Annotated in this window: 11 protein-coding genes; 9 read left to right on the plus strand and 2 right to left on the minus strand. The window is 40.9% G+C overall.

Going from position 1 to position 13168, the window contains the following annotated elements; all coding sequences use genetic code 11:
- Nucleotides 1-483 precede the first annotated feature (483 nt).
- From H6G14_RS17370 to H6G14_RS17380, 3 genes are all read left to right on the plus strand, one after another.
- Nucleotides 484-1242, plus strand: a complete 759-nt coding sequence (locus H6G14_RS17370) for a red chlorophyll catabolite reductase (protein WP_190568594.1) — start codon at nucleotides 484-486, stop codon at nucleotides 1240-1242.
- Nucleotides 1243-1330: 88 nt separating this feature from the next.
- Nucleotides 1331-2374 carry a nitrilase-related carbon-nitrogen hydrolase gene (locus H6G14_RS17375; RefSeq protein WP_190568595.1) on the plus strand — a complete coding sequence of 348 codons (1044 nt, stop codon included), beginning with the start codon at nucleotides 1331-1333 and terminating at the stop codon, nucleotides 2372-2374.
- 134 nt (nucleotides 2375-2508) lie between these two features.
- Nucleotides 2509-3930 (plus strand): aldehyde dehydrogenase family protein, encoded by a 1422-nt coding sequence (locus H6G14_RS17380; RefSeq protein ID WP_190568596.1) that lies wholly within the window; start codon nucleotides 2509-2511, stop codon nucleotides 3928-3930.
- Nucleotides 3931-4162: 232 nt separating this feature from the next.
- Here the strand turns inward: H6G14_RS17380 and H6G14_RS17385 are convergent, their stop codons facing one another.
- Entirely contained in the window at nucleotides 4163-4858 is a 696-nt protein-coding gene (locus H6G14_RS17385; protein ID WP_190568597.1) for a Uma2 family endonuclease, read from the minus strand.
- A gap of 231 nt (nucleotides 4859-5089) precedes the next feature.
- On the opposite strand from H6G14_RS17385, the gene H6G14_RS17390 reads away from it, so the two are divergent.
- From H6G14_RS17390 to H6G14_RS17410, 5 genes are all read left to right on the plus strand, one after another.
- Nucleotides 5090-5641, plus strand: coding sequence for a Uma2 family endonuclease (locus H6G14_RS17390; RefSeq protein WP_190568598.1), 552 nt, complete (start codon nucleotides 5090-5092; stop codon nucleotides 5639-5641).
- Nucleotides 5642-5732: 91 nt separating this feature from the next.
- The gene (aroA, locus tag H6G14_RS17395; protein WP_190568599.1) at nucleotides 5733-7013 is read left to right on the plus strand and encodes a 3-phosphoshikimate 1-carboxyvinyltransferase; all 1281 of its coding nucleotides are present in this window, start codon (nucleotides 5733-5735) and stop codon (nucleotides 7011-7013) included.
- A 34-nt stretch (nucleotides 7014-7047) separates the two neighbouring features.
- Nucleotides 7048-7494, plus strand: coding sequence for a DUF3598 family protein (locus H6G14_RS17400; RefSeq protein WP_190568600.1), 447 nt, complete (start codon nucleotides 7048-7050; stop codon nucleotides 7492-7494).
- A gap of 394 nt (nucleotides 7495-7888) precedes the next feature.
- Nucleotides 7889-9277, plus strand: a complete 1389-nt coding sequence (gene hisS, locus H6G14_RS17405) for a histidine--tRNA ligase (RefSeq protein ID WP_190568601.1) — start codon at nucleotides 7889-7891, stop codon at nucleotides 9275-9277.
- A gap of 307 nt (nucleotides 9278-9584) precedes the next feature.
- Nucleotides 9585-10472 (plus strand): DUF4437 domain-containing protein, encoded by an 888-nt coding sequence (locus H6G14_RS17410; RefSeq protein WP_190568602.1) that lies wholly within the window; start codon nucleotides 9585-9587, stop codon nucleotides 10470-10472.
- A gap of 184 nt (nucleotides 10473-10656) precedes the next feature.
- Here H6G14_RS17410 and H6G14_RS17415 read toward each other — a convergent pair whose 3' ends face one another.
- The gene (locus tag H6G14_RS17415; protein ID WP_190568603.1) at nucleotides 10657-12135 is read right to left on the minus strand and encodes an amidohydrolase family protein; all 1479 of its coding nucleotides are present in this window, start codon (nucleotides 12133-12135) and stop codon (nucleotides 10657-10659) included.
- 124 nt (nucleotides 12136-12259) lie between these two features.
- Between H6G14_RS17415 and H6G14_RS17420 the strand changes: the two genes are divergently transcribed.
- Nucleotides 12260-13060 (plus strand): aspartyl/asparaginyl beta-hydroxylase domain-containing protein, encoded by an 801-nt coding sequence (locus H6G14_RS17420; protein ID WP_190568604.1) that lies wholly within the window; start codon nucleotides 12260-12262, stop codon nucleotides 13058-13060.
- The last annotated feature ends 108 nt before the right edge of the window (nucleotides 13061-13168 follow it).

A 13168-nucleotide genomic window follows, 5' to 3' on the forward strand; every position in this document is an offset into this window, starting at 1 on the left:
AGGAGGCGAGCGTCGCTCGCCTCCTCCCCCTCCCCACCACATGATTATCATTTTTATTTAGATAAGTTTAAGTATTTTAGCTCATTGACAAAATACACTTTAATCTAACCCCTCACGAGTGCCCAGTGGCGGTAATTGATTAATAAAATATCCAGAAGCCGCACCGATAAATGCAGCTACTAAAACTTGTAAAATTTCATTTAGCATAGATAAATTAACTACATTAATAAGTTACGATTCTGCTGAATTACACTGAATTTACTATATATACTTGAACAAAAGCAATAAATAACACTAGTAGTAGGGTAGGCAATGGTCACCGTATGATGATTTTGGTGGGCAATGCCCACCCTACTAAGACATTTATTCTTATTAACTGTAGAAAGGATGAGAGGGGAACTCAAACACAAGCGAGATGTAGACGTTTTACCTCTCAATTAACTTTGTTTGCATACATCCTGATGAAAAGGAACATTGCAAACAATGCTGGAACAGCAACTTTTTGTAGACAGTACAGCCAGATTTGAGGAGTTATGGAATATTACCAAAGAACTCCGCCAGAAACTAGACGCACGTTTTGAGTTACGGCTCAACGAGTCTACCAAGGATTTACAAAATTATTCTGCTCAAGTGGGAGCCGCACATGGTTCGCTGAATACTTTCTCTGGTGCGGAAGTTGATTGGCTGGTGCATTCTTGGTTGCGGGAACCTATTTCAGGTTTTTGCAATATGCACTTAACAGTTTGGTTAGGTTCACAGATTCGCGTTCCCCATCTGGCTTTTGCTTTTGCAACTGTGCCAAATTTATTCTTTTACATGGATTACATCAGTCGCGGTGATTTGTTGACTGATTTAGATTATTTAGACCGTTATTATGAACCTGCAAACGAGAGATATTTAACATTTCTCAAAGACGACCGTTTTCAGCAATATCACAGCAAAACTCTCTATATTCGTCAAGTACAATCACAAACAAGCCTTTGTTACACCAGTCAAATCACAGATGAAACAATTGCTACCCTGCGTTTAACAGCTCATGAGATGATGGATCGTTGGTTGGGTTGGGTAGATGAAGCGGAACCTGTACCAGAATCAGAACGTGCGGCTTTAGCGCAACGTGATTTAATTGTCCGCCGAGCGATCGCTGAACGTGACCCAGATAATAAAATTGCAGTGCAGCTATTCGGCGAATACATGACAGATCAATTAGTGCGATCGCTTTGGGGAGACAATAGAATTTAGTCAGAGACGCGATTAATCGCGTCTGTACAATTGTCGGTTGTCATCTTCTTTACTTCCCCTGCTCCCCCTGCCCCCCTGCTCCTTTTTTATGGTAGATAATCCTGGGAATCTCAACTCATTTCGGGCTTTGGCGCTGCAAGTTACTTGTCATGCAGTCAATCAAGCGAGCGATCGCCAAGAAGCTGGGTTAATGATGCAAAATACAATTAACCGCTTGGCACAACAAATTGCCGCCAGTATTGCTTTTATTGGGTTTGACTGTCGCTTAATTGTGTTACCAGAATATTTTCTCACAGGCTTTCCGATGGGAGAACCTTTGCAAGTATGGGCAGATAAAGCTTGTTTGGAAATTAACGGTGCAGAGTATGAAGCACTGGGAATGATTGCTCAAAAACAGCAAATATTTCTTGCAGGTAACGCTTACGAACTTGACCCCAATTTCCCCGGATTATACTTCCAAACTTGTTTTGTGATTGACCCCTCTGGTTCAGTAGTGTTACGGTATCGGCGGTTAAATTCTTTATTCGCTCCCACACCCCATGATGTTTGGGATAAATACCTTGATTGTTACGGCTTGGAAGGTGTGTTTCCTGTGGCTAAAACTGCCATTGGTAATTTAGCAGCTTTGGCATCAGAGGAAATTTTATACCCGGAAGTAGCTAGATGTTTGGCAATGCGGGGGGCAGAAATTTTTCTCCATTCCACATCTGAGGTGTATAGCAAGAACCTCACCCCCAAAGATGCAGCAAAAATTAGTCGTGCTGTTGAGAATATGGCTTATGTAGTTTCAGCCAACAGCGCAGGTTTAGCGAATAGTGCGATTCCCATTGGTTCCGTTGATGGCGGCTCCAAAATCATTGACCATCGTGGGATAATCTTAGCAGAAACAGGCGCAGGTGAAAGTATGGCTGCTTTTGCAGAAATAGACTTAGCTGCATTAAGACGCGATCGCACCAGACCAGGTTTAAATAATTTATTATCGCGCCAAAGGTTTGAAATGTATGCTCAAAGCTACAGTCAAGCTAAATTTTACCCAGCAAACACTATGCTGAATAAAGAAATAGAGCGCAAACATTTTATACAAACACAGCAGGAAACTATTGAACGCTTAACTCGGTTAGGGATTATTTGATGGGGACTGGGGATTAGGGATTGGGGATTGGGAAAAACTAAGTACAAACGTTGTATACAACGTTTCTTCTATTAACCAATAACTGTTGACTATTGACTGTTGACTGTTGACTGTTGACAACTGACAACTAACAAATGACCAAAACAATCGAAGTTCGTAATCCACGTACGGGAAAATTTGATTATGTGATTATACCGCCGCCGCCGAGGTTGCTAGCACAGCAGTGTAACCGGGCGCGACGGGCGCAATCTCGTTGGCAAGAATTGGGTGTGGAAGGAAGAATCGCGGCTTTACAGCAATGGAAACAAGCTATACTTTCCCGACGTGAACAACTAACAGAAGCTTTGGTAAATGATACGGGTAGATTATCTATAACTGTATTAGAAATTGATTCTTTTATTGCCAGTATCGATCGCTGGTGTGGTTTAGCCCCAGAATTATTACAAGAGTCTGCCAAAAATACCAGCATTCCCTTTATCGCCTTACAACAATCATTAGTTCCTTACCCCCTTGTCGGCGTAATTAGTCCGTGGAATTTTCCTTTGTTGCTGTCAATGATTGATACAATTCCAGCGTTGTTGGCTGGTTGTGCGGTGGTTGTCAAACCTAGTGAAATAGCCCCCCGATTTGTTGCGCCTCTGTTGATGGCATTAAATACGGTTCCTGAGTTGCGCGATATCTTAATTTTTGTGGAGGGAGGCGGAGAAACTGGGGCAAATTTAATTAATTATGTTGATTTGGTATGTTTTACGGGTAGTGTAGCTACAGGAAGAGAAGTAGCAGAAGCCGCAGCTAGGCGTTTTATTCCAGCTTACTTGGAATTGGGAGGCAAAGATCCGGCGATCGTTTTAGAGTCGGCCAATTTAGAGTTAGCAACCTCAGCTATTTTGTGGGGTGCGGTTGTAAATACAGGACAATCTTGTTTATCTATTGAAAGAATTTACGTAGCTGAATCTAGATTTGAAGAGTTTTATCATCAACTCATAGCTAAAGCCCATCGTCTACAACTAGCTTACCCTTTAGTAGAAGATGGAGCGATCGGCCCCATTATTGCCGAAAGACAAGCCGGAATTATTAACGACCATATTTTAGATGCAGTTGAGAAAGGGGCAGTAATTCACTGCGGTGGTAAAGTCGAAGAATTAGGCGGCGGCTGGTGGTGTCGTCCTACAGTCATGACTAATGTTAATCACTCCATGAAGGTGATGACTGAAGAAACTTTTGGCCCAATTATGCCGGTTATGCCTTTTCCCGACGTAGAAGAAGCCGTATATTTAGCCAATGACTCAATTTATGGACTAAGTGCGGCGGTGTTTGCAGGTTCAGAAGATGAAGCTTTAAAAGTTGCTCGACCATTAAATGCAGGTGCTATCAGTATTAATGATGCTGCTCTCACTGCTGTGATGCACGAAGGAGAAAAAAACGCTTTCAACTTTTCTGGTCTTGGTGGTTCGCGTATGGGTGCATCAGGGTTGAAGCGGTTCCTGAGAAAACAAGCATTTTTGATTAAAACCAACTCTGCCTATGATCCTTGGTGGTTTGATAAGGGGGAATGACAATTTACTGAATAAATATGGTATGGGGAATAGAGGTAAAGCTTTGGTTGGTTTTATAGCTGTTGACTGTTGACGGTTGACTGTTGACTGTTGACGGTTGTGAGGGTTTTATCTTGGCTTGATGTCGTAATTTATCTGGCTACGGCTATGCTTCCCACATTAATGTTCTGTTTCCAATACAGAACTAATGTTTTTAAACGCAGCGAAAAGTTTTGTTCGCGTAGCGTCTCTGTTAAGAGAAAGAAAGTTTCCCTTGAGACTTTTTGAAGTCTTGATGTTCTGGTGTAGATAATCCCTGCTGCAAAACAGCTAATACTGTAGCTAAGTCGCCTGATAATAAAGCAGACTTCGCTAACCACAACCCCGGAAATGTTTGTGAACGCAATATATTATCTGTATTTACTTCAAGCTGTATATACTCACCTGCTTGTAACTTAAACCAATCAAATTGATTATCATAAACTCGCCAAACTAAATACTCTTGGACTTGATTACGCCGATACACTTTTAATTTTTCATGTAAATCATAGGAAGCAGTAGAAGCAGCGATTTCTACAATTAATTCTGGCGCACCTTCTAAATAATCATCTTGATTAATGCGCGATCGCCCTCCTTGTTCTATTCTGAGTAAAGCATCTGGTTGGGGTTCATTATCGGCATCAATGATGACTGTAGTATTGTCGGCTAAACCTACGCCCGGTGTTGCTGCTTTGTAAACACCCAACCAAGTCATAATATAAGCATGGGGTTCGCCATGACTTTTGATTCTTAACGGTGATGCCACGTAAACAATTCCTTCAATCAGTTCTGCTTTTTTCAAATGAGGCATAGCACGGTATCTGCGCTCAAATTCATAACGGGTGAGCCTATCGCCATTTTCTAATGGGGGAATTACCAAAAGTTGAGAGGTTTTCTCAGCAGATATCATAACTTTTCAGGGTGAAATGTCTAGTAGCACGACACATCTCAATTATTGCAAAAAATATTGTTGCCTGAGGACGTAAACAAATTTACCTAAAACATCTGATGAGCAATGGCGTTCCAACGACTGTAGGTCATCGCCTGCCTCAGAATTATGATCATCGTACACTTGCCCCAAAGGTTAAAATCAAACTAAACTTCTTGTGTTTACGGTACAACCAAAGCTAAATCAAGTGTTATGACCGTAACTACCTATAAATGGACAATAGAACGCTATCACCGAGCAATAGAAGCAGGCATTTTTGACGACCAGCCTCTGGAATTATTGCGTGGCGACCTGATTGTTATGCCTCCAGAACGAGAACCTCACGCTTACTACAACACAGAAGCCGCAGATTATCTCCGCACATTACTTGGTGAGCGAGTAAAAATCCGTGATGCTAAACCAATTACCTTACCTAACGATTCTGAACCCGCGCCCGATGTTGCTATTGTCAAACCTTTAGGTGAGATTTACTTAAAACATCACCCTTACCCAGAAGATATTTTCTGGGTAATTGAATTTGCTAATGCCACCTTAAATAAAGACTTAGGTGATAAAAAAGAAATCTACGCTGAGGCTGGTATTACTGAATATTGGGTTGTTAACTTAAAAAATACCCAGTTAAAAGTCTTTCGTGACCTCAACAATCAGCAATATACAACCGAACTAACCCTCACAACAGGCACTATTTCACCCTTGGCCTTTCCTGATGTCTTAATACAAGTTGAGCGCCTTATAAGTGTATGAAAAAAACACCAAAAAATATGACTGTTCCAGCAACCTTCATGATATGGGAACATATATAAGTTGTAGCTGACCACCCAGATAGAGGTTGAAAGTGGATACCATCGCCATTCCCGCTCTGAATCGTCCTGTGGATGCCACAGTAGAGATTCCGGGTTCCAAAAGTATCACTAATCGGGCATTGCTTGTTGCGGCTTTAGCGCAAGGCGACTCTACTTTAGAAAATGCCTTATTTAGTGAAGATAGTGAATATTTTGCTAAATGTGTAGAGCAGTTGGGTATTCCCATCACACTAAATCCTCATCTGGCGCAAATCCAAGTTTCAGGAAAGGGAGGCGACATCCCCGCAAAACAAGCAGATTTGTTTGTGGGTTTAGCCGGTACAGCAGCAAGATTTATCACGGCGTTGGTAGCACTTGGTAATGGCGAATATCGCTTAGATGGGGTTCCCCGGATGCGGGAACGTCCAATGGGTGACTTGGTAACGGTGTTACAAAACAGTGGCATAACGATTAACTTTGAGGGCAACTCTGGTTTTATGCCCTACACTATTTATGGTCAGCAATTCGCAGGTGGACATTTTCGCCTCAAAGCTAACCAAACCAGTCAGCAACTTTCCGCTTTGTTGATGATTGCACCCTACGCCCAACAAGATACAACCATTGAGGTTGAGGGTACATTGGTTTCCCAATCTTATGTAAAAATGACTTGTCGCCTGATGGCTGATTTTGGTGTGGATGTCACCCAAACTGACGACAACCAATTTCATATCAAAGCAGGTCAACGTTACCAACCTCGACACTATACGATAGAACCCGATGCGTCGAATGCTTCTTATTTCTTCGCCGCCGCCGCCGTTACTGGTGGACGAGTGCGGGTAAACCATTTAACTAAACAATCTTGTCAAGGTGATATTTTGTGGCTGAATGTTTTAGAACAGATGGGTTGTCAGGTGCTTGAGGGTGAAGATTACACCGAGGTGATAGGCCCAGAACAATTACAGGGTATTGACGTTGATATGAATGATATGTCGGATTTGGTGCAAACATTGGGAGCGATCGCTCCTTATGCTAAATCACCTGTTATCATCCGTAATGTAGAACATATCCGCTATAAAGAAACCGAACGTATCCGCGCCGTTGTTACCGAATTGCGTCGTTTAGGTGTGAAAGTTGAAGAATTTGCCGACGGGATGAAAATTGAACCAACCCCCATCACCCCAGCCGCTATCGAAACCTACCACGACCATAGAATGGCAATGGCTTTTGCCGTCACAGGTTTAAAAACCCCCGGTATTGTGATTCAAGACCCCGGTTGTACAGCCAAGACATTCCCCGACTACTTCACCCGCTTCTTTAAAATGATTGGTCAATAGTCAATAGTCAATAGTCAACAACCAGCAGCAGCCTATGTCAAATATTCGTGAAGAAATGCCTGTACTTGCCCGCCATGAAGGTGAATGGACGGGTACATATACATTAATTGATACTTCCGGGAAAATTCTTGACCACCATCAATCTCACTTAAGTTGCCAATTTCCTGAAGATGGACTCTATCCTTACTACCAAGTGAATCGCTATACTTGGGCTGATGGAAAAGAAGAAGTGCATAATTTTCCAGGGACATATCAAGATAAGATACTGTGGTTTAATAGCGATCGCATCCAAGGTAAAGCCTGGGAAATAGATGACTCTACAGTTATCCTGTGGTTTTCCTATAAGACAGCCCCAGGAATGTACTTATATGAAATGATTCAAATCAGCCCTGATAATAACCATCGTGCTAGAACTTGGCACTGGTTTAAGAATGATCAAATATATCAACGTACTCTGATTCAAGAAGAGCGGCTAAAATAATAATTCACCATAGTTTAGAAAGTTATGCTTTTATCTGTTAGCGGTATAAGCTAAGCTGTTACGCATTTAAATTGTATATTTCGCACTCAGGTTGTCAAAAGTCCAAAGTCCACAGTTCAAGCTAGCCTTTGACTCTGGACTCTTGACTATAGACAGCCCTGACGCAAGAATATTTGATTTAGGTGCGTATCACCTTATTACGCTTTTAACTTACATAATCACTTGTATGGATTTTTGACTACTAACGGTTAACTGTCAACTGTCAACTGTCAACAGCCAACACGAAAAAATATGCAGATTAAATGCCTGACAGCTTAACTTTCTGAAAAAATAAAATGGTAGGGGTGCAAACTTTTGCGCCCCTATCAAGTTTCAATTTAACAAAAATAGACGCATGGCAAAAAACGACAAAATTAACTTCTCAACTCCTAGCGGCTTTCCCGAATTTCTGCCCAGCGAAAAACGCCTAGAATTATATTTACTAGATACCATCCGTAGAGTTTATGAAAGCTATGGATTTACACCTATTGAAACTCCCGCAGTTGAACGCTTAGAAGTACTACAAGCCAAAGGTAATCAAGGGGATAATATTATTTATGGTCTTGAGCCAATTCTCCCACCAAATCGCCAAGCAGAAAAAGATAAATCAGGAGACACGGGTTCAGAAGCCAGAGCTTTAAAATTTGACCAAACTGTGCCTTTAGCCGCTTATATTGCTCGTCATTTAAATGATTTAACCTTCCCTTTTGCTCGTTATCAAATGGATGTAGTTTTTCGTGGAGAACGAGCCAAAGACGGACGTTTTCGGCAGTTTCGCCAGTGTGATATTGATGTAATTGGACGAGAAAAACTCAGCTTGCTTTATGATGCTCAAATGCCAGCGATTATCACCGAAATCTTTGAAGCAGTTAATATTGGTGATTTTTTAATTCGCATAAATAACCGTAAAGTTTTAACAGGATTTTTTCAATCTTTAGAAATATCAGAAACTCAAATTAAATCTTGTATTGGCATTATCGATAATTTAGAAAAAATCGGGGAAGCTAAAGTTAAATTAGAGTTAGAGAAAGAAGGTATTAACCCAGAGCAGACACAAAAAATTATAGACTTTATCAAAATTGATGGTAGTGTTGATGATGTATTAGATAAACTCAAACACCTCTCACAAACTCTTCCAGAAAGCGAGCAATTTAATCTAGGTGTCAGCGAATTAGAAACAGTAATTACAGGGGTGCGTAACCTGGGAGTTCCTGACAAACGTTTTTGTATTGATTTAGCGATCGCTCGTGGCTTAAACTACTACACAGGCACAGTCTACGAAACCACACTCATTGGACATGAAGCTTTAGGTAGCATCTGTTCCGGTGGCAGATATGAAGAATTAGTAGGCACATTTATCGGTGAAAAAATGCCCGGTGTCGGTATTTCCATCGGTTTAACTCGCTTAATTAGCCGCTTACTGAAAGCAGGGATTCTTAACACTTTACCACCAACACCAGCCCAGGTAGTGGTAGTAAATATGCAGGATGACTTAATGCCAACTTATTTAAAAGTATCGCAACAATTAAGACAAGCAGGACTGAATGTAATTACCAACTTTGAAAAACGCCAGTTAGGTAAACAATTCCAAGCAGCAGATAAACAAGGTATTAGATTTTGTGTCATCATCGGCGCTGATGAAGCCGCCGCACAAAAGTCATCTCTCAAAGATTTAAAATCAGGTGAGCAGGTAGAAGTAACCTTAGCAGAATTGGCTGAAGAAATTAAACGTAGGTTGACCTAATTAAAAATATTCTCTTTTCTGTGCCTCTGTTGTGGAATAATCTATTTCTCAACACAAAGTAAATATTAAGGTAGGGTGTGTTACGGCTATGAAAGAATTGGGAACTTGGAGACAATAAAATTTAGCCGTAACGCACCATCTGTGAGGCGGTGCGTTAGGCGCGAAGATAGTTATTTCGTGACCAATCATATGGGAAATCAGCGCCTAACACACCCTACAATAATTTTATATTACGCTCTGTCAGAAAATAATCTATTCTCCAACATACAAGCACAGACAGAAACTTAGTTCCACACTACCAAAATATATGGAAAGTCAATCTCATCCAGCGAGTGAAGACCTGTTAAATATACCTTGTGTTAAAGAAGATTGGGGGGGAGATGGTAGAGGACGGATGAATTTATCAGGAAGGCGCACCGCCATTTCTCCAGAATATATACCTCGTCAATACCAATTTTTTGACACAAATAAAGTCCCAGAAGAACAAAGTTGGCGAATGCCTGGGATGCCAAATAATGTAGTATTTGGAAGTCGTAGATTATTAACTTGGCATGATTGCGGCGCTTCCACATCAAGAGTTATTTTACCACCACAATTTCAAGCTCCATCAGGCATATTTACAGCAGATTTAGAGCTTTTTGTCCTTAAAGGTAAAATTAAAATCGGTGAATGGCAACTTACTAAACATTGCTATTCTTTTATTCCCGCCGGAGTCAAGCTAGGTGAATGGCAAGTATTAGGTGATGAAGACGTAGAAATTCTCTGGATGGAAAACGGCGCAGCTAGTTATAGAAATCTACAAGATAATCATCCAGAAGCAAAATTAAACGAATTTATCCCAGTATTAGATAGTAAATTATTGCCGTGGGGAAAAACAGATACAGTGCAATTTGAAGTAGCAAAAAAGAAGTTTTTAAGAAAAGATGCTAACGGCGGCGGAGTATGGTTGCTTGCTATCTTGCCTCATTACGATGGACAGAATCCACAAATACAATGTTATAACGAAGAAGGTTATTGTCTAGCTGGTTACTGTGATATTGGGGATTATCATCTTGTTAAAGATGACTTTGCTTATGTTCCTAGTTTTGCTACTTCTCCTTGGCACAGAACAGATGATGGTGGTTTATTCTTTATCCGAATTGACAGAGACTTATCAAAAGTAAGTACAGTTTTATCTTACGCAAATGGAGATTAACCTCAAGCCAACTCTCTCAGGACTTACACAAGTGTCACAATTGGTGGTTGGTGCGTGACGCTATAAGTCTCATGACTATGTTCAAGTCTTCTCGCTGCGTCACACACCCTACAGGAAAAATATGCTAGTTGCGTAAGTCCTATCTCTTTAAAACTCTCCGCGCCCCTGCGCCTCTGCGTGAAACTTATCCCCCCAAACCCCTCCGCAAATAACGCCCATTCGGCGAACCCACAACCTGTCCATTCTGATAAACCAAACTTCCCCGCAAAAACGTACTCTTCACCCTTCCCGTTAACTCCATCCCCTCAAAAGGTGTGTAACCCTGTTGTGATTCCGACTCAACAGCACGTACCACAAAGCTTTCATTGGGGTCTACTAACACCAAATCAGCATCGTAACCAACAGCAATATCTCCTTTTGTTAACAAACCAAAGCGCCGCGATGGGTTCCAAGATAGCAACTTAGCCATGTGATTATAGGACATTCCCCGCTTGCTACCTTCACTCACCACACCCGAAAGCAAATATTCCGTCCCACCGAAACCAGACTTAGCTAACCAAATATTATTCGGGTCTTTCGCATTGCGTTTTTGTTCCGCAGAACAGCAAGCATGGTCACTTACTATCCAATCTACTTGATGATTGAGTACTGCTTGCCATAAGTATTCCACATCAGCGCGGGGACGAATAGGTGGGTTAACTTTTGCCCAAGTTCCATTGGGAGTATCAACATCTAATAATAAATGCCCAACGGTAACTTCTCGCCGAAAATTGATATGAGGGAAAGCAGTTTGCATAATTAAAGCTGCTTCCATTGCCTTACGGGAACTTAAATGTAATAAATTGATACTTGCACAGTTAGTTTCGTGTGCCAAATAGGAAGCAATAGAAATTGCTAACCCTTCCGAATGGGGAGGACGCGCTGCACTATAGGCGTGCAGTCCACTCAGGCTAGAATCATTTTCAACTATTTTGGTATAAGCGTTGAGAATTTCTGCAATCTCACAATGCAAACTCAAGCTTATATAATCTCGCGCTTCTGGATATTCTGCCATCAAGCGAGTTATACCGCGCATGATAAATTCAAAATGGGCAAAGTCGTAACGTTCCTCTTTATTTATCATCAAAAATAGGTTTTGTTGGTCTGATAAACCATGCAGTCCATAGCCCCCATAAAACATGAATATTTTAAAAGATGTTATCCCATGTTCTTCAAACAGTAACGGTATTTCGTCGATATGCTGACTAGCGATAGGTGCAACGTGATAGCTATAATCTACAAAAAAATTACCTGCTGATAATGCCAAAACTTCGGGAAAAAAATCTTGGTAAGAACCACCTTTATTTAGATAATACTGTCCTGTACGAATATAGTTGAGGCTGGTTGTGACTCCGCCCATCGCGGCTACTTTGCTTTCTGTTACCGCATCTTTATCGAGGGGTTGATAGATACCGATGTGCATATGGGCATCTACAACCCCAGGAAAGCCTAACAGGTTTTTGGCATCAAAAATTTCTTGACCTGTGTCTGGAGTAATATGAGGAGCAATCTGAGCAAATTTCCCATCTTTAATGCCTATGTCTAGTAGTTCAACAACATCTTTATGGGGACGAACTACCCGCACATTTTTGATAATTTTATCTAATACTGGAGGTTCAGCCACAGTAGACCTCACACTAAAATAAGTACAGCAGCCAGTTTAGTTAGGAATTTCCACATCGTACAGGAAAGCTAACCAAACCCCATGACTATGTAACAGTTTTTTATTAACGTCGAGAGGAATAACAATGGAAAGTTTTAATGAGTATCATCTAAATCCTCAAAATTTCCCTTTTCTCAAAACTTTTCAAGATAGTTGGCAAGTGATTAGAGATGAGTTTACCACTTTCATGAAGCAGGCATCTCCTGAGGAGTTGCAATTCACTTATGATGTTTTAGGGCCTAAAAGTAAAACGATAAAAACTAAAGGTAGTTCAAAATATAGTGCTTTTGGAATTTTATTTCAAGGTTTATTTGTTGAATCATATGTTCAACTACATCAAATACAATATCAAAATTATGAGACAAAAATAGCTGCGGAAAAATCCTTGGAATTAAGGAATAAATATTTTTCAAATTTGTCTTATGTCATAGAACAGGTGAATGGTTTTGATGAAAATATTATCAGAAATGCTTATTTTGGAACATTTCATCCTGGTCTAGATATCAAGCTTCATGTTAACTATAATCCTCACATGAATCGTGGATATTTGGGTTTAATTGTGCCTGAGGGGGATGTGGCAATGAAGATATGCCATGAAACACTTTATTGGCATGAAGGGGAATTTCTGATTTTAGATCACAGTTATCCCCATTGTCCACATAATTACACTAATTATGATAGAACTGTTTTGGTTGTGGACTTTTTTAAGCCAGATAAATCTAGAGAGGAAGTGATTGCATTTGAGAAAGAGCAAGTTGCTGAACGGATGCAGGATAATCCTTATAGTTTGGGTGTTTTTGGGAAGAGTGATAAGGCGAAGGAAGAAGATTTTATTAAGTATGGTTTAGCTCATCAGTTGGAGTGGGATAAGGCTTTATCGAGTTGATGTTGGGAATTTTTAAACGCGGAGTGAGGCTAAGTTTGGCGCGGTGAAGCAGCGCTGCGGGAGGGTTTCCCTCCGCAGGCGACTGGTGAACCCGAAGGGAGGTACGCG

It is taken from the genome of Nostoc parmelioides FACHB-3921, from assembly GCF_014696625.1.
Classification (GTDB): domain Bacteria; phylum Cyanobacteriota; class Cyanobacteriia; order Cyanobacteriales; family Nostocaceae; genus Trichormus; species Trichormus parmelioides.